We start from the raw sequence: 19,975 nt of genomic DNA, 5'->3' as shown, positions 1-19,975 counted from the left end.
TCCTGCAGCGTATATCTGGTGCGTTGCTCAAGCAATTCCTTATATTTCCTCATGCTGCGCCCCTTAAGTTAAACTTGTGTAATTTCTGAGAATATGAGATATGAATTGAATTCTATCTTTAATATGACAGCCTGATCAAATAATTAATCAACCTGACAAAAAATCTTTGGTTGCTCCATGTTTCAGCATTTGCCATAATAGTTGAAATGATCATTTCCGCATTGGGAGATGATAACCGTAAATCAAGGGGGGCATTTCATTGAAGGGGATCATTACTGTATTAGGCAAAGACAAAGTAGGCATTATTGCCAAGGTGTGTACCTATTTAGCCGAGCATCAGGTTAACATTCTGGATATCTCGCAGACCATCGTTCAGGAATATTTTAATATGATGATGATCGTAGATATTTCGGGAGCAACACAGCCTTTTGAAACACTTGTCGAAGATTTGCATCATGTAGGCGAGTCCATTGGTGTAGAGATCAAGCTTCAGCATGAGGACATCTTCAATATTATGCACCGGATTTAGTAAGGTAACATCGCCGGTGCCACCGGAACCATTTAAGGAGGGTATACATGATTTCACTCGTGGAAGTACAGGAAACGAACAAAATGATCCGGGAAATGAATCTCGATGTGCGTACGATTACGATGGGAATCTCCCTTATGGATTGTGCCCACTCGGATATGAAGATCTTTAACCAAAAGGTATATGATAAAATCACCCGTTCCGCTGAGAAACTCGTAAAAACCGGTGAGGATCTGGAGAAACAGTTTGGCGTTCCTATCGTTAATAAACGGATATCGGTAACACCCATCTCCATCGCAGCGGGCGCTATCAAGACAGACACTTATGTGCCGGTTGCCCAAATTCTGGACAAGGCGGCCAAAGAGGTAGGCGTGAACTTCATCGGCGGATATTCGGCACTGGTGCAAAAGGGCTGCACCGTCGGGGACCGAATTCTGATCGACAGTATTCCTGAAGCACTTGCGGTTACAGAGCGTGTCTGCTCTTCGGTCAACGTAGGCTCCTCGCGCAGCGGCATCAATATGGACGCGGTTAAACTCATGGGCGACATTATTCTGCAGACGGCAGAGCGCACTAAAGACCGGGACTCCATCGGCTGTGCGAAACTGGTCGTCTTCTGCAATGCGGTTGAAGACAATCCGTTTATGGCCGGAGCCTTTCACGGTGTTGGAGAACGCGAGTGTGTCATCAATGTTGGCGTAAGCGGACCCGGCGTAATTAAGCGGGCGCTGGAGGAAGTAAAAGGCCAGGATTTCGAAACCCTGTGTGAAACGATCAAACGAACTGCCTTTAAGGTTACGCGGGTCGGACAGCTCGTGGCCCAGGAAGCCTCCAAACGGATGGGAGTTCCTTTCGGAATTATCGACCTCTCACTGGCCCCTACTCCTGAGATCGGAGATTCGATCGCTGAGATCTTCCAGGTCATGGGTCTTGAAGAAGCCGGCGCTCCAGGAACAACCGCTGCACTGGCCATCCTGAATGACAATGTGAAAAAAGGTGGAGTCATGGCTTCTTCCTATGTCGGCGGACTTAGTGGAGCCTTTATACCCGTCAGTGAAGACCATGGTATGATTCAGGCGGTTCAGCGCGGCGCGCTAACACTGGAGAAGCTTGAAGCGATGACCTGCGTATGTTCCGTTGGCCTCGATATGATCGCTATCCCTGGATCAACAACGAAAGAAACGATCTCCGGGATTATCGCCGACGAAGCAGCGATCGGAATGGTCAACAACAAAACAACAGCCGTTCGTGTGATTCCGGTCATCGGCAAAGATGTAGGAGAGATGGTAGAATTCGGCGGACTTCTTGGTTATGCACCGGTTATGGCCGTCAACGGCTTTAACTGCGCACCTTTTATCAATAGGGGCGGCCGGATCCCTGCTCCGATCCACAGCTTTAAGAATTAACGTCATAGAAACAAAAGCCACCTCATTCTGCTTGCAGTTGAGGTGGCTTTTATATGACCAATAAGATTACTATGCTTCCAACTGCTTTGCCTTTCTGGCACTAAACAATCTCCAGCCGGTCAGCACCGCTGCTGCCAGACAAATCGACGCGGAGGTTACAAATACAACATGCATCCCTGCAAGAAATATCTCTGGGCGACCCGGGATTAGACCTGTTACTCGGTGACCCGCCCTGCTGCTCATCACATGAAACAGAATCGTTGTGGCAATTGTAATTCCAACGACCATACCGATATTGCGCACCAGTGAGTTGGCACTGCCGGCCGAACCGAGCTGGTTTCTTGGCACTTTGGACATTATCAGGGAATTGTTTGGCGGCTGAAACAGCCCGCTGCCGATACCGAGCATCGAAATCCAAAGACCCACAAGGACTACAGAACTGCCTTCATGCAGCTGGGACAATCCGATTTGCGCTGCTACCATGACCACAAGACCGGCGAAGGTCAGGAGCTCCGAACCGATTTTGTCCGATAATGCACCGCTTAGCGGTGAAATGATCACCATGGAAATCGGGAACAGCATAAGCAGGAAGCCTGCGTAGAAAGGAGACAAATTCAGCATGTTCTGTGCGTAGAACGGCGCGATGATGTTAAAGCAGAAATTAGCCGCAAAGACCAGGAAACCACATAGTATGCTCAGCGAGAACAGGGAATTCCGGAACAATGACAGCTGCAGCAGAGGTTGTGATCTGCGCAGTTCTACCCGGATAAAGGCGACAATTGCAATACCAGCAATCACCAGCGAAGCGATAATCCGACTGTCACTGTAGCCAAGCTGCTGCCCCAGCAGCAATCCGGAGAATAACGCGATGATAAACACCGTAAATAGCAGACTACCCGGAATATCAATGCGTGATTTAACCCGGACCAGATCTTTAGGCAGTACCTTCCACCCCAGAATTATCGCAATGAACCCAATCGGGATATTGACCCAAAAAATATATTCCCAGCCGAGGGAAGAGACAATAATGCCCCCAAGACTCGGCCCCGCAATGCTGCCCAGGGAGACAAAAGTACCGATTAAGCCCAATGCCCTGCCGCGTTCATTCCCGGGAAAGATATCCGTTACAATACCTTGGCTGTTCGCCATGGTCATCGAAGCGCCTAGTGCCTGAATGATCCGCGAAGCAATCAATAGCGTCAGGCTGTGGCTTAGCCCGCATAGAAGCGAACCGAAGATAAATACAATAGTTCCGATCTTGAAAACCCTTATTTTCCCGACGATATCCCCAAGCTTGCCGAAGAACAGAATCACGGCGCAGATGGACATCAGATAACCTGTGGTCACCCATTCAATCTGCGCGATCGGCAGACCAAGCTGCTTCGAAATCACGGGCAGGGCAATATTCACAATACTTCCGTCGAGCGTTGACATAAATGTAAACAGATTCAGGACGATCAGAATAATCCAGCGTTTCTTCTGAACAGATACATCCTCCTGGTAGGTTGCACTAATTGTACTCATATAAAAACACCTCACTTCCAAACATTATTCCGGTTAGTTGCATGCGCAACTAATAGACTTCCCCAGTGTACATCATATTAGTTGCGCACGCAACCATTTCATTGTACACTTTGTGATGTAATCTTCGTGTCCGTCGGAATTCTAAAAAGAGGTGTCTACATTGAAAAAGGAACCCATTGGCAAGCTGATCTCTGAGATTCACCGCCAAAATCAGAAAAAGCTGGTCAAAATGCTCGCCCCTTACGGAATCGGCAGCGGCGGCCACCACAGCTTTCTAAAGCTGATATTAGTCCATCCTGGAATCACTCAGGACGAGCTAACCCAAGAACTGAAGTTTGACAAAGCTACTACAGCGCGCTCGGTACGACAATTGGAGGAATCCGGTTATATCGAACGGAAGGTGGACGATAAGGACCGCCGTTCCCATCTGTTATTTCCGACTCCCAAAGCCCTGGAATTTGAACCTGTACTCCAGAATATCCTGAAGCAGCTCAACATTGATCTGACCCGGGATCTGACAGACGAAGAGCAAGCTCTGCTAGTCTCACTGCTGAAGAAGGTCAGCGCATCTGCCTTTGACTAAGCCCAGTTCATCAGAAAGGAATGAATTTCTTGTCCATAGAGAATGTTAGAAACCATTTCCGGTTGTACGGCAAAGAACACGATATACTGGAGTTCAAGGAATCAAGCGCGACCGTCGAACTGGCGGCGGCCATTCTTGGTGTCATCCCTGCACGGATTGCCAAGACCCTCTCCTTCCGGGGAACCGGTGAGGATTCGGCCATACTAGTTGTGGCCGCCGGCGACGCCAAAATAGACAACAAAAAATTCCGCGATGCCTTTGGGTTCAAACCCCGAATGCTGAGTGCCGAAGAGGTGCTGGAACAGACAGGTCATGCTGTCGGCGGTGTCTGCCCTTTTGGCTTAGTCCGAGAACTCGATGTGTATCTGGATATATCCATGAAACGGTTTACGACTTTATTCCCGGCATGCGGCAGCAGCAGCTCCGCCATCGAATTAACCTGCGATGAGCTGGCCCTGTACTCAGGGGGTAAGGAATGGGTGGACGTCTGCAAATCGTGGGATGAGTCAATCCCGCAACTTCAGTGATAATATTCATTTCTTATTCACAGCCTCGGCAACCTCTTGGGTAATTTGATCCCCACCAAGCTGTTTCCACTTGGCTACAAATTCATCAAAGCTGCTAATAGGTGCGTCACCTACGATGATTTTCAGAAAGGTTTCGCTTTCAAGTTTCATAAGTGCAGACCATTTACTTGTCATAGATGGGGTAGTCCCGTAAAAAACACTGCGTACCCCCTCTATGGCTGTTGAGGATAATACGGCAGCTCCATATCTATACGCATTCGCGACTTTCCATCCTTCCAGATTCTTCTTCGGCTGCTCGATATCCGCTACCCACTGATCATAAATCCGGCGGGTATCCGCATCGAGCATTTCCGGATCAATCTTCCCGTGCAGCGCCTGCTGAATATCAGAATAATGCTTCTCGATGGCATCCGAGTAATCAAGGAGGAGATCAAACGGATAATATGCGCGCGGCTGAATGCCCGTCTGGGCGGAGAAATCATCCAGTTGCATTACAGCTTCATTATTAGGGTCCTGTCTTCGTTCGAGTCTGGTAAATGCGTTCAATAACTTAACCACGGCCTCCGGGTTCTCATATCCTTTACGAACGACCAGATAGCGGTCAGTAACCGGAGCCATGTGGGCAACAAATTTACCTGAAGCATCGAGCGGGGCAGCATAAGCTCTCCACTCCGCTTTGGTATCCAGAGCAACCGCTTCGGACAGTGGATAATAAGGCATCCACCACGGACCGAAGAAAATACCGGAGCTTCCGTTGATAATAGGCTCCTGTGTTTCTTTGTATAATGCAAACCCTGGGTCGATTAACCCCCGCTCATACCAGTCAGCCAGCTTGGCTAGCGCCCCTTTGGTCTCTGTTGTGATTGAACCGTAGACGACATTGCCTGAGCTGTCTTTGATCCAGTTTGTAGGGAAAGAATGAAAGCTGCTAAAGAAGGTATCAAGTCCACCCACATACGGCTTCGTTCCATACACAATATTTTTGTAGCCGATGAGGCCTACCGTATCTCTTTTGCCATTCCCGTCAGGGTCCTGTTCAATAAAAGCTTTGACGATACCTTCAATATCTTCCAGGGTTTGAGGAGGCTGCAGATTCAGCTTCTCCAGCCAATCCTGGCGTATCCATAGCAGAGAAGGAGAATCTGCGTTTATCGCTACATTGGGTAGCCCGTACAATCGTCCCCCCCGGCTGGCATCATTCAGGGCTTCTCCTTGCGTCGAATTATACATATCTTTAATTAATTCCGAACCGTATTGTTCATAGATTTGGGTTAAATCCTCAATCATGCCGTTATCGATCAGTTTCGCTAACTGATTACGGTCCACAATCATCGCATCCGGCAAATCATAGCTGTCGATGGCAAGCTGGGCCTTCTGGACGAACGTATCTTCACCTTTAGCTTCCCAGGTATGAATTACTTTAATATTCGTAATGCTCTCCAAATAACGTGAGATGGGATTATTATCATTACTGTCTCCTGTATTCAGCTTGGAATCCGGAACCTTGAAGCCAATACGCATCACCACCGGTTCTGGATATTTGCCGTATGCATCAGTCTCAAGATTGTCTTCGCTTGGTGCAGGATTAGCGGAATGGGCAGGTTCTACAGCTTCCCGGCACCCGCTAAGACAGAGCAGCAGCACCATGAATAGCAGGCCATTTCTCCATTTCATGTTCTCCCCACCCCTTCTGCACGAAATTCACTCGGCAGCATGCCGATCCGTTCACGGAACAATCTGCTGAAATATCGATCATCCTCAAATCCCGACCGGGACGCAATCTCACAGATGGAGACGGATGTCGTAAGCAGCAGAGATTGGGCAAGGTCAAGCCTCATTCCCCGCAGACTCTCGCCAAAGCTCTCCCCGGCCAATTTAGCAAAACATTGACTAAAATAACCGCGGCTCATATTGACTGCAGAGGCAACTTCGCTTTGGTTGATTTTGTCTCCAGCATGCTCCCTCATATAAATGATGGCCCGGAAAAGACAGCTCATCACTTCTTTCGTCAGACCGAGCTCAATCATCCGCCGCTGTACAATATCTGCAAATCGCCGTAGCCATTGCTTCCAATGACACCAGGTCACCATCCGGGTGATTTCTTCCTGCATCTCCAAGGCTTCCTCCGGTTTGAACAGCAGATAGCCCCATTGCCGACATAATGACTCCCCAAATACAGGGAAATGGTCATAATCGGGCTTTTGAAGGGTAATCTCGCGAAGGAGACATTCCCATTCCATTCCATCCAGACTCCATCTCAGATCCTTAGCTTTGGTTAATACTTCACTTGAACCCCTGACGACAGCGGTCTCTTTCAATTCCTCATATTTCAATGGAATCAGCTCTCCAGTTCCACTGTTGTAAAAAAGGGTGTTCTGCAGCTTGTCGGTAAAGATGGCTTCAATCTCCTTTAGCGGCTGCTCCCGGAGGCCACAGACGAGCGCAGTCTTCCAGCGGCTGCCCAGATGCGTGATTATTTCCCGGTTCATCTCCACTTCAGGTGTCCGCTCCAGCAGCGGAGTCACCCACATTTCCTGAAAGGTAATCAGCGGATTGTTCCTTACCATAGCAAGCTGAAATAGCTCTTTCTCACTTCCGCCTGATCCCAGAGGTAAATAGACCAATACCTTGTCCGCTGCCATTCGTTTACCTTCACCACGAATCAGAGCTTCCCGGGTACTGTCCTCCCATTTGATCCGCTCGACCAGACGCCCAATAACCTCATCCGCATTTTCCATTTCAAGCAGTGTTTTGACGATATAATCAACAGCCCCCAGCCGGAGGGCTTCCTGTACAAAATCGAATTCATGATGACAAGTGAGTACAACCGAGCGAATCCCGGAATACCGCTGTCGTACGGCCCGGATCAGGTCAAACCCGGACATTCCTGGCATAGTAATATCTACAAATAATAGATCTACTTCTTGCTGCCTTAACAGCTCAAGAGCAGATTTACCGTCACCAGCTTCTCCCACAATCACCACGCCGAAGGCGGACCAGTCGATCATAGAGATAAACCCTTTGCGTACGAGTCTTTCGTCATCCACTACTACAGCTCTAATCATCGAAGTCCTCCTTAGTTTTTCTCGGTATGATAATGGATACAGTGGTCCCCTCACCCTGCAGGCTGCTCATTTCAAGCTTCATCTGATCCCCGTAATAAGTCTTTAGCATCCGGTTCACATAGGAAAATCCGATGCCCAACCCCCGTTTCTTAGCTCCGTCATCATCAGAGAGCAACTGTTCCATAAGCGCCGGTTCAATCCCGGTCCCGTTATCCTTCACACATAACAGTACTTCGTGAGTGCCATGCTCTGTAATCAGCACATCAACCCTCCCGTTATCGCTCAGACCGTGATAGATGGAGTTCTCCACCAGCGGCTGAAGCAGAAATCGCGGGACGGCTGCAGACAGCACTTTGTCATCAACCTGCACATTGAATTCGAACTCATAATCATAACGGATCCGCTGCAGCTCCATGTAATTGCGTATCGCTTCAATCTCCTCACCAATTGTGACAATGATGTTGTTCTTGCCCAGGTTATAATGCAACACCTTCACGAGCAGCGTGACCAGCTTATCAATCTCTTTCTGACCATTTAGCCGGGCCAGCCACTGCACAGTATTTAAGGTATTATGCAAAAAATGCGGGTTAATCTGGCTGAGCAGCTTCTCGATCTCAAATTGGCTTTTCTGCTTCTCGTTATGGGCAACCGCCTGAATCAATTCATTGACCTGGTCCTTCATTTGCTGAAAATTACTGAGCACAAGGTCAAATTCCGCTACATTCGTGTATGACACCGGGACTGTAACATTTTCAGCCATCCGGATAATTTCAATGTTTACTTTTCTTAAAGGGCCATAGATCCGCTTCCAGATCAGAAACGCCAGAAAGCCGGCGAAGAGGAGCGTGGAGAGGATAAGCAGAATCATTTTGTAGACCCAGGCGTAAATTTCACTGTTAAAAACCGACTTCTTGACCACGGCAACAAGCTGCCAGCCTTGAGGACTTTCGTAGCGGAACAGATGGTAACCACTGATCTCCTCGTGTGCAAGCTGCGAACGTTCTGCTGCGGCCTTAACAATCGGGGTAGGTAGTTTACCGTCAATTTCGTAGGAAGTGCTGCCCTCCTGGTTCACAAGCAGGTGATTCACTTTCATTCCATAGGATTCCTGACTAAATATTTTGCGGAACAGGCTATAATTCGTCTCCAGATAAATATAAAGTTGCTGCTGCCCGGTTACCCTTACAATCCGCTGCTCGGAAAAAACGAGATTATCGCCTACAGCATACATCGTTCCATGGGGTCCGTAATAATCCGCTCCGTTATACCGCATAAAGGACGGCAGCGTCTGAATATCGAAATTCCGCCTTGTACTCATGTTCGTGAATAGGACCGGATCTTCAGCATCCGGCATGATATAGGCAGTTAATCCAATATAAGGATTCGTGAAGTTCACCAGATTGATCTTCTCATTAATAGAGTTCATGATTTGAGATTTACGGTAAATTTGCTTCTCCTCCAGAAAAGAGGACATCTCTTCGACGATTTGTCCATCCAGCGCGAACTGCTTGGAAGCGAAATCGAGGTTATCGATCGCATTCTCCAGACTGAACGCTTCCTGCTTCAAGCTGGCACTAATCCCATTCGCTATTTTACCGGTAAGAATAGAATAAATAGAGGTGTACGTCACGATCCCGACAAGCAGAAGCGGCAGTAGACTGCCCAGAATCAGATAGATAACCAGTGTTGTTCTCAAAGATGCTTTCGCCCGGGGTTTCCCCCGCAGTGCCGCTCGTACCATCTGTCTATCCTTCTCCCTTTCCTGTAACCGCTTTTATACCATATCTTAATTTTAACATGATCAGATTTATCCTGCCCGGAAAATAAGGAGGCAGAACAGCCTCTCGCCGCCCTGCCTACTCATCTATTACATGTTATTGAACGCTCTTTCTCGCTTCGAACAGCTCTTCTGCTTTTTTAATAGAGAAGTCCATAACATCCGAATAACCGAGACCGTTCACCTTATCATGCATCTCTTTATTCAGCTTGTCATATTGGGCCTGATCTTTAGCAAAGACCATTTTCCAGGAATATTGCTGAATAACCGTACCGATTTGCTTATTTTTTTGTTCCAGTGTTTTGTCCATCATCAGCGGCTCTTTGCCAGTGAAGCCTTGCGGCGCTACAGCCAGGAGATTGTTTTTCTCAAAATACTCTTTAGGTGTCAGCACGCCCATCGCTGCTCTCCAGTCACTGTCAAGCTTCGACGGATTGCGCTGCAGTGTCGTCGTCCACAGATTGTGATCATAAGGTTCATTGGTCTCAGGATTAACCATGGCCGGAACGACAAAGGAGAAATTCATCTGGTTCGAACCATAGTAGTAATCACCGCCACCGTATTCTGCAGGGACTTGAGTGTTCTGCTGATCTGTGAAAGCCTGCCAGCCAAAGTCGGTGACAATCGGTTTCCCGCTGCTGTCAATATCCCAAGTAAGACCCTTAGGACCGTTCGGTACTGCCGTACCGCTTCCTGCCGAGATCATCGCACCTTCCGGAGTATACATCCAGTTGATAAATTCCATAATCCGTGCCGGTTCTTTCGCTTTAGCGCCGATGGAGATAATACCGTTACCGCCGTATACGTTGAAGCCAGTGGAATACATCAGCTCATCCTTGAAAGGTACAAGCGCGAAGCCTTTACCTTCAGCGGTTCTCTCCGGCGTATTGTAGTTCGCAGCCCCAAGCCAAGGGAACCAGGAGAACAGAAGACGGCCGTCTTTATATTTAGCCACGACATCATCAAACTTCTGAGTCAGCGAATCCGGGTCCAAGAGCCCCATTTGATTCGCATCATAATAAAGCTTCAGCGATTTCATATACCAGCTGTCATCGGAGAGGAAATCGTAATATTTCTCCTCATCAGCCTTCACATAAAGCGCTGTATCCGGGATTTCGTCATAACCCAGCATGTTCGCGAACTGCTTGGCAAGCGTCATTTTATAGTTGCCGTCCCAGTCAGACCAGAGTGAGAATGCATAAGTTTTCTTGCCTTGTTCATTCTTAGGCTCCAGCTCCTGCATTTGCTTCAAGACCGGCAGATAATCTTCAATCTTAGTAATCTCGGGAGATCCGATTTGTTTGTACAAATCCCAGCGCAGATCCGGTCCCCAGGTCATATCTTTACCCTCTGAAGGTCCTGTAGGGTTCGTGGCTACACTATTCCCCATACCGAAGACCGACTGGCCTCCGCCGAAAGCAACCTTCGCTTTCTCAACGGCTTTAGGGAAGCTCGCAGTAATATCTTTACCGTATTTGTCTAACAGACCGTCCTTGTTCCAGTCCAGCAGCAGATTACCTTTAATCGCATTCGGATAATGGTTCTTGTCATCTCCGAAGATGATAATATCTCCAAGGTCGCCTGAGGCCATCATTGCGGAGATTTTGGTATCTCCCCCGGTCAAGTTGGATGCGACGATGTCGAGCTCAATATTGAACTTATCCTTAATAATCTTTGCGAACCAGCCGGTTTGCGGCCCCGCATAGTTGGCTGTTGTAGAGAAAACAGTTAACTTCAGCGGTTGGGAATGATCCAGCGCACCGTCATCCGCAGTACCTTCTGCTGCATCTGTAGCCGCTGCCGTAGGCGTGCCGGCATTGTTATCCTTGCCCGAATTAGCGGAGTTTCCATTATTCCCCCCGCCACATGAAGCCAGAACGAAGACCATAATTGCAGTTAACATGAGCAGCGATATTTTTTTTATTCTCATTGCTGTGTGCCCCTCCCTTAATATCTTGCTATAGTCCAACCCCGCTTCCCGCGGAGATAAACCCGATCTCACACCTGCCTGCATTAACTCGTAGAGAACTCAGCCCTTGACAGCGCCGATCATAATCCCTTTGACAAAGAAACGCTGGAAGAACGGATACACAATCAGAATCGGCAGAACGACAATCATCGTCACTGTCATCCGCACAGAGGTTGGTGTCTGCATGTTCTGGATGCTGGCTGCCATGTCCGGTGAATTCCGGATCAGCGCCGCCAGTGAACTGGACTCGTTCAAGTAACGCCATAACAGAAACTGCAGTGTGTAATACTTGGTATCTGTCATCAGAAATGCCGTATCAATGAAGGAGTTCCACTGCGTTACCGCAGAGAATATCGTTATGGTAGCCAGAATGGGCGTAGTCAGCGGAACAATGATACTCCAGAACACTCTCAGGTACCCCGCACCATCCATGGATGCCGACTCCTCCAGAGAGGGCGGTATCGCCTCGACGAAGGTTTTTACAAGAATGATGTTAAAAGGCGTTATAATACTCGGCAAAATATAAGCGAGATAGTTATTGGTCAAATGCAGATTATGCATGGTGATATACCACGGAATCAGGCCTGCGCTGAAATACATGGTCACAACTACGCTGCGGTACCATATTTGACGGCCCCACATCTCTTTTTTAGTGAACAGATAGCCCAGAAATGCAGATGCCCCTACGGTAAGAAGTGTTCCCACGAGCGTTCTGTAGACGGAGACGAGTGCCGCATGGCTTAATCCGCTGATCCGGAGTACTTTGAAATAATTATCAAAATGAATCTCCCTCGGGTAATACTTGATATACCCCGCCGCACTAAGATCATTGGAGCTGATGGTATTAATGAACAGATAATAGAACGGATAAATACAGCTCAGCGTAAACAATCCAAAGAGCACGTAATTAATGGTTTGGAATGCTAGACCGCCGGGTTTTATTCTTTTGCTTCTCAATTTGGATCACCCCGCTTAAATAATGGATTCGTCACGGACCAATTTAGATAACGTGTTAGCCGCGAACAGTAAGGCAACGCTGACAACCGACTTCAGCATGCTGACAGCTGTTGCGAACGGGAAGTTGTTGGCGAACGCGATATTGTACACATAGAGGTCCAGCACTTCAATCGAATCCTTGTTCATCGCATTTTGAAAAGCGAAGTATTGCTCCATCCCGTTATTGACAAAGTTACCGATCGAAAGAATCAGCAGAACGAAGAAGGTCGGGATGATTCCGGGAACGGTGATGTGCCATATTTTGCGGAAGCGGCTCGCTCCATCCACTTCTGCGGCTTCATATAATTCCTGATCAATCCCCGCGATGGCAGCCAGATATAAAATTGCCCCCCACCCCAGCGACTTCCACCAGTACCAGGCGATCATCGTGACCCACACATGCGAGCTGGACGCCAGGAAGTTGAATTCCTCATTCACCAGGCCAAGCTGTATGAGAATATGATTGATGACTCCGTTGTCTACGGAGAATAAGGAGAACGCGAGCGCATATACCAGAATCCAGCTGATAAAATTAGGAATTGTGGTCAGCGTCTGCACCAGCTTACGATACCAGCCCGTTCTAACTTCAGAGAGCAGAATGGCAAAAATAACCGGAAATACAGAAGTAATTAAGCCCAGCGAACTCATGGCAACGGTATTCTTCAGGACCCGCATGACCTCGGCGGTCTGTGTTGGATTAGATACAATCGTCCTGAACCATTTCAGGCCCACATAAGGAGTATCCGAGAGCGGTATGCCGGGAATAAAGTCGTAGAAGGCATAAATCCATCCGCTGATCGGCAAATAATAGAAAATAAAGGTTATAACAAGAAAAGGAAGCGCCATAAAAAACAGCTTATACTTGTTCTGCATCTTCCTGCGCGGACGCTGAGCCGGCTGTACTTTATGAACAAGCTCACCAGATGATAGCCCCATATTGGAATCTCCTATACCCAGATTTTGATTACGCTTTCATCGTATCAGATCATGAATAGCGGGCGAGAGAGACTGGCGGACTCCCTTGGGGGATGACTGTTCGCTCCTCGTTGACCGATTTCACAGAGAAACGGACCATTTTCTACCCTGACACACACTTGTCCAGTTCCTTGTGGTAATCTTGCCGTATAAGAGGAGGTTAACCCATGAAATATGAATGGAAGAAACAAGACAAGCACCTGTACCTACCTAAAGCGAAGCCAGAATTCATCACGGTTCCCAGCTATAACTACTTTATGCTTCGCGGTCAAGGCAACCCTAATCATGAGGATTTCGCCAATGCTGTTGGCACTTTGTATTCTCTATCCTATGGGGTTAAGATGCTGCCGAAAAAGGGAGTCATGCCGGAAGGCTATTATGAATATTCCATTTTCCCGCTGGAGGGGGTGTGGGATTTAACCGAGGATGGCAGAAAGAAAGAAGTTCTGGATAAAGATGAGCTGGTGTACACCATCATGATCCGTCAGCCTGATTTTGTAACCGCTGAATTAGCATCAGAGGTTCTGGAGGCTGTTAAACGCAAAAAACCGAATCCGCTTCTCGATCAAGCAGTCTTCGGTATTTGGGAAGATGGCCTCAGCGTCCAAATGCTGCACAACGGCCCTTTTGATGATGAACCGGCGAGCTTCGCACTCATGGAGCAATTCTGCCTTGATAATTATCTGCTGAGAGCATCGAAGATTCATAGAGAAATCTACATTTCGGATGCCCGCAGAACGCAGCCCGCAGAGTTAAAAACGGTTCTGCGGTTTGCGGTTACGGTGAACAATTAGTTGCTTAATGACCTGCAGGCTGGCTCTGAGCTTCCATCGTCTCATCCAGCTTCTGCCGTCCCATGAAGAACGAGAACAGGAAGGCAAGTCCTGCCGGAATAAGCGCCCATCCAAAAGTATGGACGATGGAAGATGATAAGCCTTCCGTTATTTTCCCCAATATTTCAGGCGGTATCATGGCTCTGGCATCCTGTGACAGCAAGGAACGCGGATCCTTGAAATCAAATCCTCCCGCAGCCCCCGAACCTCCGCCAGAAGCAAACAGCTCACCGAGTTTATTGGTGAAATAATGGCTTTGGATAATGCCAAATATGGTAATTCCCAGTGTCATTCCAAGTGAGCGGGTAAAATTAAGCGTAGCACTGGCTGAACCGCGCTGATTCGCGGACAATCCGTGAATCGCCGCATTGCCTAACACGGAGAAGGAAGCCCCAATGCCAAGACCCATGAGAATCATATATAGCGTGACCTCCAGCCTTGATGAATCCGGGCTTAGTGTAGAGGCAAGCCCCACTCCAACCACCAGCAGCGCCAGCGTAGGGATCATAAGATTGCGGTAGCTGATCTTGTTCATCAGGAAACCGCCTGCGGTAGCCGTGACCACAGAACCGAGCATCATCGGCAGTAGTACCAGCCCGGAGTTGGTGGCCGAGCCGCCCAGTACTCCCTGAATGAAGATCGGAATGTAGACAGACGCGACGATAAAGGAAGCCCCGCTGAACATGGCACAGAGGATGCTGAAGGCATATAAATTTTGATGGAACAGCTTAAATGATATAATCGGCTCCGTCGCCTTGGTTTCTACAAAGAAGAAAGCTGCTGTAAGTACGGCAAAAACCGCGAATAATCCAAGAATGACTGAAGAATCCCAGGCATATTCCTTACCGCCCAGTTCCAGTGCGAACATCAGGGAGATTACAGCGCCAATCAGCGTGCCGGCACCCAGCCAATCAATCCGCTGTTTGGAATGCTCATGTGATTCCTTGTAGAAGAAGACAACCATTGCAAAAGCCAGCACTCCTAGCGGCAGATTAATGTAGAACACCCACTGCCAGGCGATATGATCCGTAATATACGCTCCCAAAAGCGGACCAAAGATACTGGATAAGCCGAACACCGCACCGAATGCGCCGCCAAGCTTACCCCGGGCTTCCAGCGGTACCGCGTCAAACATAATAGCAAATGCGATTGGAACCAGTGCTCCGCCGCCGACTCCCTGAATGGCCCGGTAGGTTGCCAATTGAATAATATTGTCTGCTGTACCGCATAGCGCCGATCCAGCCATAAACACAATAAGACCAAAGATAAAAAATTTCTTGCGCCCGAACATATCTGACAGCTTGCCGAAGATCGGCATACCCGCCATTTCCGCCACTAGGTACGCAGAAGTAACCCAGACGAATTTGTCCATACCTCCCAGTTCACCCACGATATTGCCCATTGCTGTTGCGACAATCGTACTGTCCATGGAGGCCATAAGGATTCCAAGCAGCAGACCGGCTATAACAATGCCCAGACGGGACGATTTAGCTGAACTCATGATCTCCACCCCTTTGATACACTCATATTTTTATTTGCTGTTTCACGACTGCACTCTTATGAATCTCCAGAGAATCCCGGTATTCCACAAGCCCAATCTCCGACTCTGCACCTATAATAACACGCCCGCCCCGTACAATAGCAGCCTTTGTATGATACAGGTTAAGATTATCGCCTTCAATCAGATCCGCTTCAAAATACACATTTGTGATGTCTGAAACCCAGCCCTTGAGCTTGGCAGCCGTGCTGCGCTTGATCTCAATGGTTCCGCCTCCCACTTCCTTCGCCCGGGAAGGACCATATAAACTGAGCTCCAGCTGATCAGCACTCAGCAGGCCATCCACCTCCAGCGCACCGAAAATATGCAGTTTCTCCGCTTCACAGCCGCTGGTTGAGATCACGGAACCTTTAAGATTGATATCCTCGATTCTAATACCGGAGAATGCCCGGATTTCACCCGTACCACGTAAGACACGGCCCTCAACCCTGCCGGCAATGTCGCATTTGCCTGCCAGTTTCAATGTATCTGCCTTTAAGTCGCCATTTATATTCAGTTCCCCGGTCAGGCTCAGCTTCTGGCATTCGACGTCTCCTGTGAATTTGGCTTCACCGACAACATTCACATTACGGAAGTATCCTCCGACTGAGGTAGTCGTCCCCAGAATCTTCAGGTTGTTGCGTGACGTTTCATTCACCGGTCTTCTCCTCCTGTCCAATCACCGCATCACGGTGCACGGTCAGCTCCGAGCGATATTCCACCCGCCCAATAGTGCACCCCTTGCCGACAATAACAGCATTGCCCCTGACAACCTCGGCTTTCGTATACTCCAGATCCAGCGTATCCCCTTCGATCACTGCTGCTGAGAGCTCCGGTTTCAGCTTTGGAAATATCGAGCCGAGCATCCTGTTCCAGCGCCCTTGGGGAATCTGGCGGACCACAAGGCTCTCCACTCCGATCTCCTTGGCGATTCCGGCCCCATGCAGCTTGATGTCCACATGTCCTGCGCTCAGTAAGCCGCCAATCACGAATCCTCCCACACCGGTAAAGTTCTCCAGTTCACAATCACCTTTGACCCTCAGCAACCCATTAAGCACACAAACCTCACCCCTGGCTGCCCCTCCGATCCCGAGCATACCATCTGCTTTCATGTTGCCAAAACGGAGGTCACCGTTCACATTCACCATGCCGTTGCATTCCAGCTCTCCTGCTGCAAGATCACCCTTCACCCGTATATTCCCGTTGCCCTTAAAAGTATTTGCAATCACACTGCCAGTGGCTGTGCCTACTCCCTCTATCTTCACCTGGTCATACGTGCCGCCTGCGGCGCTGCTGACACCTTCGCAGATCAAATCAGGCAATTTCGCCATTTCCATCATCCTATCCTCCTCATGAAAGCTTTCCTTTCAACTTCTCGACAAGATCATCCAGATTAACCCTTGCAACAAGCCGCACCCCTTCATCAAACAGCAGCTCCGCAGGAGAAAGGGCCAGAAGGAAAGAAGACACACCCATTTTCCGGATAAAAAACAGCTCGCAGCTTTTGCCCTCCAGACGTGGAATCCTTGTTCTCAGCGTACGGTACAACAGTCCCGCCTCTTCCAGATTCAATTCACCCTTCCCTAGCAGAACATCCACTGTGTATAAATGCAGCAACTGGTCAAAATCGTAATCTACTCTCCCGGCAGGAAGTTCACCGAACTTATCCATCGTCACATTCGAAACAATGTTACGTTTCACCAATTCATCCCTATACCATGTCATTGTGTATAATGCTGACGAATCTGATAGTTTACCTGCCAGTTCATCCAGCGAAAGATCATCCTTCATATTCACAATGTTATGAATCCGGGCCAAAATCATTTCCTTCGGAAAAAAGGTTTCCTGTCCTGTAAAGGTTGATTTACGGATAAACCACTCTTCAGGTATTAGCTGTTTCCGCTTCCAGCGGTACAATTGTCCATAGGATATGCCGGTTACATCCAACAGATCTTTCTTGGAAATCAAATCCTGTTCCATCATCTCACCTCTTGAATGGATTGTAACATAACACTGTTACGCTGTAAACCTCTCCATCTCATCCCTATGTAAAACAAAGAAGCAGACATCCTCCCCGGGGAAGATGCTGCTTCTCGAACTAGAAATCGTATAGTCTGCTTGCTCTTATGCTTTAGCCCGCATCGCTTCCAGCGGCTGCTCCAGCAGCAGACGCTGCCGAATCCGCTTCATCAGCTTCAGGCTCATCCTGATTAACTGGAGCTGCAATCCGGACGATAAGCGTATCTTCCGGAGTTAATATCGTCCAGCCTTCATGCTTCGGAAGGTCGGATACCATCAATTGGTCGCCAATATTGAGGCTGCTAATATCGACATCAAAGGTTGCCGTCAGCTTGTCCGGCAACGTACGGATGTCCAGTTCGTATAGCTCAACTTGCTGGGCACCGCCAGCCTTTACACCAACGGGTTCTCCAGTAAAGTGAAAAGCTACCTTAGTGTCTAACTCGGCTTTCATATCAATCTGCTGAAAATCTACATGCAGCAGTTGTTTAGACAGCGGCTGACGCTGTATATCCTGAATCACAACATTTTTCACCCCAGAACCTGGAAGCTCCACCTTTAGGATTGCATGCGGGTTTCTTCCGAGAATCTCATTGACTGTCTTCGCATCCGCTGCAAAGGACTTCGTATCTGAACCTGCACCGTACACAACAACCGGCACATAACCTTTTCTCCGCTGGGAAGAAGACGTTCCCGATCTTTCAGTCAAACGTACTGTCGTATTCATGAACATTCCTCCTATTAGTATGCAAGATTTACAGACAACCCCGTTAGGGCTGAAACTCCAATCAGTCTCTTATTAACCATGTTAGCGTGACATGGAATCACTATAGCACTGTCCCATTACCAAGTCAAAAAAGGCATAAATACAAATATAATCCATTTAGAGTTAATGACATCCATTTTTTAAATCGATTTATTGTGGCTTGATAGCAGTATGTACAGGTATCTTTGTGACCTTTCTCGCTTTTTACTGTTAAGGGTAGTAAAATAAAGGAAATATTCTGCCGGGAGTGATGAACATGGTTCAAATCAATAGTGAAAATGGACGTTTTTATGTTGCTGGTGACGGTAAGGACCTTGCCGAGATTACGTTTAAGTTGGATAAAACCTCAGGAGTGCTGGTAATTGATCATACCTTCGTCTCTGAGGATCTCCGGGGGCAAGGTACAGGCGAAGAATTAGTTCGGGCTGTTGTAGATAAGGCACGCTTAGAGAAATTGACCATTGTACCCGTGTGCCCTTATGCGGCGCATCAATTCAAGAAGCATCCGGAATATGCAGATGTGCTTAGCGGCCAATAATGTATTCATAACTATTCCGCTTTAGCAAGAATTCTATATTGCCGGTATTACCATTTAGGAGGAATTCGGGTTTGAGCACAATAGACACCTTAAAGGAAATTGAAGAACTGCAGCAGCGCTGCGAGCAATATGAAGGCATTACACTAAAATTGAACTGGGATATGCTGCGGCAGCCGCAGTCTCCTGGCGGCACCGAGTGGCTGGTTACGTACGAGGACGAGCTTCTGGTCGGCTTCATCGGACTGTACGGCTTTGGGAGCAGCATGGAGGTATGCGGGATGGTTCGGCCAGGGTATCGGCGCAGAGGCATCTTCACCTCTCTTTGGAAACGCGCATTGCCCATTATTGCCCGTAATAACATCACCGATCTGCTGCTTAATGCGCCTGCAGCATCAGCTTCAGCCAAAGGGTTCATTTCAACCCTTCCCCTGGCATTTAATCATGCCGAATATCAGATGAAATGGGACGGAACTGCCGTTACCTCCGATGCAAGCTCAGCTTCCAGCACCATCATCATGCGCCCCGCCCGTGAGGATGAAGCTCAGATTCTAATAGAGCTGGACCGTGAGGGATTCGGTATTTCGCAAGAGGATGCCGCCGATGTATTCGAGCTGCAGAAGCAGGAAGGCTTGCAGGAACATATCATTATCGAAATGGACGGGCGGCCTGCAGGCAAAATGCGCTTGTGGACCGAAGATAATGAAACTTGGATCTACGGGTTCACCGTGGACAAGTCCTTGCGCGGACTTGGAATCGGACGAAGTGCGCTCCTGCAGACCATTGAACGGGAGAAACGAAATTACAACGGCATCAATCTAGAGGTCGCCCTTGATAATCCGGGCGCTCTCAAACTATACGAGAGCTGCGGATTTGTTGTGTTGAACAAACAAGATTACTACAAATATAACGGAATTATCTAGCACCGGAATGA

At 48.4% G+C, this 19,975-nt stretch carries 19 protein-coding genes; 7 read left to right on the top strand and 12 right to left on the bottom strand.

The annotated features are described in order from the left end of the window. The first annotated feature begins 259 nt into the window (after positions 1 to 259). Complete coding sequence (locus tag ACAN55_RS06040; protein ID WP_379129492.1) at positions 260 to 529, top strand: ACT domain-containing protein; 270 nt, start codon at positions 260 to 262, stop codon at positions 527 to 529. A 47-nt stretch (positions 530 to 576) separates the two neighbouring features. Continuing rightward, entirely contained in the window at positions 577 to 1,935 is a 1,359-nt protein-coding gene (locus ACAN55_RS06035; protein ID WP_379129490.1) for a PFL family protein, read from the top strand. 69 nt (positions 1,936 to 2,004) lie between these two features. Here ACAN55_RS06035 and ACAN55_RS06030 read toward each other — a convergent pair whose 3' ends face one another. After that, positions 2,005 to 3,459, bottom strand: coding sequence for an MFS transporter (locus ACAN55_RS06030; protein ID WP_379129487.1), 1,455 nt, complete (start codon positions 3,457 to 3,459; stop codon positions 2,005 to 2,007). A 160-nt stretch (positions 3,460 to 3,619) separates the two neighbouring features. On the opposite strand from ACAN55_RS06030, the gene ACAN55_RS06025 reads away from it, so the two are divergent. Then, a complete protein-coding gene (locus ACAN55_RS06025) occupies positions 3,620 to 4,042 on the top strand; it encodes a MarR family winged helix-turn-helix transcriptional regulator (protein ID WP_379129484.1) in 423 nt (140 codons plus the stop codon). A gap of 29 nt (positions 4,043 to 4,071) precedes the next feature. Further along, entirely contained in the window at positions 4,072 to 4,569 is a 498-nt protein-coding gene (locus ACAN55_RS06020; protein ID WP_379129481.1) for a YbaK/EbsC family protein, read from the top strand. Positions 4,570 to 4,575: 6 nt separating this feature from the next. Here the strand turns inward: ACAN55_RS06020 and ACAN55_RS06015 are convergent, their stop codons facing one another. From ACAN55_RS06015 to ACAN55_RS05990, 6 genes are all read right to left on the bottom strand, one after another. Beyond that, on the bottom strand, positions 4,576 to 6,243 hold the full coding sequence (locus ACAN55_RS06015) for an extracellular solute-binding protein (RefSeq protein ID WP_379129478.1): 1,668 nt from the start codon (positions 6,241 to 6,243) through the stop codon (positions 4,576 to 4,578). After that, positions 6,240 to 7,634, bottom strand: coding sequence for a response regulator (locus ACAN55_RS06010; RefSeq protein WP_379129475.1), 1,395 nt, complete (start codon positions 7,632 to 7,634; stop codon positions 6,240 to 6,242). The genes ACAN55_RS06015 and ACAN55_RS06010 overlap by 4 nt, the downstream gene beginning before the upstream one ends. Next, positions 7,627 to 9,375, bottom strand: a complete 1,749-nt coding sequence (locus tag ACAN55_RS06005; RefSeq protein WP_379129472.1) for a sensor histidine kinase — start codon at positions 9,373 to 9,375, stop codon at positions 7,627 to 7,629. Before ACAN55_RS06005 ends, ACAN55_RS06010 begins: the two co-directional genes overlap by 8 nt. Positions 9,376 to 9,508: 133 nt before the next feature. Then, positions 9,509 to 11,341 carry a type 2 periplasmic-binding domain-containing protein gene (locus ACAN55_RS06000; protein WP_379129469.1) on the bottom strand — a complete coding sequence of 611 codons (1,833 nt, stop codon included), beginning with the start codon at positions 11,339 to 11,341 and terminating at the stop codon, positions 9,509 to 9,511. Positions 11,342 to 11,440: 99 nt separating this feature from the next. Continuing rightward, positions 11,441 to 12,337 (bottom strand): carbohydrate ABC transporter permease, encoded by an 897-nt coding sequence (locus ACAN55_RS05995; RefSeq protein ID WP_379129466.1) that lies wholly within the window; start codon positions 12,335 to 12,337, stop codon positions 11,441 to 11,443. 15 nt (positions 12,338 to 12,352) lie between these two features. Further along, positions 12,353 to 13,312: an ABC transporter permease gene (locus ACAN55_RS05990; protein WP_379129463.1), complete on the bottom strand. Its 960-nt coding sequence runs from the start codon at positions 13,310 to 13,312 to the stop codon at positions 12,353 to 12,355. Between the two features lie 206 nt (positions 13,313 to 13,518). Here ACAN55_RS05990 and ACAN55_RS05985 point away from each other — a divergent pair, with 206 nt between their 5' ends. After that, positions 13,519 to 14,145 carry a GyrI-like domain-containing protein gene (locus tag ACAN55_RS05985; RefSeq protein ID WP_379129460.1) on the top strand — a complete coding sequence of 209 codons (627 nt, stop codon included), beginning with the start codon at positions 13,519 to 13,521 and terminating at the stop codon, positions 14,143 to 14,145. A gap of 4 nt (positions 14,146 to 14,149) precedes the next feature. Here ACAN55_RS05985 and ACAN55_RS05980 read toward each other — a convergent pair whose 3' ends face one another. The 5 genes from ACAN55_RS05980 to ACAN55_RS05960 all read right to left on the bottom strand — a co-directional run bounded on the left by ACAN55_RS05980 (position 14,150) and on the right by ACAN55_RS05960 (position 18,467). Further along, the gene (locus ACAN55_RS05980) at positions 14,150 to 15,685 is read right to left on the bottom strand and encodes an MDR family MFS transporter (protein ID WP_379129456.1); all 1,536 of its coding nucleotides are present in this window, start codon (positions 15,683 to 15,685) and stop codon (positions 14,150 to 14,152) included. A gap of 22 nt (positions 15,686 to 15,707) precedes the next feature. Further along, positions 15,708 to 16,379 (bottom strand): hypothetical protein, encoded by a 672-nt coding sequence (locus tag ACAN55_RS05975; RefSeq protein ID WP_379129454.1) that lies wholly within the window; start codon positions 16,377 to 16,379, stop codon positions 15,708 to 15,710. After that, complete coding sequence (locus tag ACAN55_RS05970; protein WP_379129452.1) at positions 16,372 to 17,058, bottom strand: hypothetical protein; 687 nt, start codon at positions 17,056 to 17,058, stop codon at positions 16,372 to 16,374. Before ACAN55_RS05970 ends, ACAN55_RS05975 begins: the two co-directional genes overlap by 8 nt. A 13-nt stretch (positions 17,059 to 17,071) precedes the next feature. Continuing rightward, entirely contained in the window at positions 17,072 to 17,701 is a 630-nt protein-coding gene (locus ACAN55_RS05965) for a YhbD family protein (protein ID WP_379129450.1), read from the bottom strand. Positions 17,702 to 17,852: 151 nt separating this feature from the next. Continuing rightward, a complete protein-coding gene (locus ACAN55_RS05960) occupies positions 17,853 to 18,467 on the bottom strand; it encodes a 50S ribosomal protein L25 (protein WP_379129447.1) in 615 nt (204 codons plus the stop codon). Positions 18,468 to 18,762: 295 nt separating this feature from the next. On the opposite strand from ACAN55_RS05960, the gene ACAN55_RS05955 reads away from it, so the two are divergent. Continuing rightward, positions 18,763 to 19,044: a GNAT family N-acetyltransferase gene (locus ACAN55_RS05955; RefSeq protein ID WP_379129444.1), complete on the top strand. Its 282-nt coding sequence runs from the start codon at positions 18,763 to 18,765 to the stop codon at positions 19,042 to 19,044. Between the two features lie 71 nt (positions 19,045 to 19,115). After that, entirely contained in the window at positions 19,116 to 19,964 is an 849-nt protein-coding gene (locus ACAN55_RS05950; protein ID WP_379129441.1) for a GNAT family N-acetyltransferase, read from the top strand. The last annotated feature ends 11 nt before the right edge of the window (positions 19,965 to 19,975 follow it).

Origin of the sequence: Paenibacillus oryziterrae (genome assembly GCF_042610485.1) — a bacterium.
Taxonomy (GTDB): domain Bacteria; phylum Bacillota; class Bacilli; order Paenibacillales; family Paenibacillaceae; genus Paenibacillus_AQ.
Note: the sequence above shows the minus strand (reverse complement) of the source record. Positions and strands in the feature narration are given on the sequence as shown.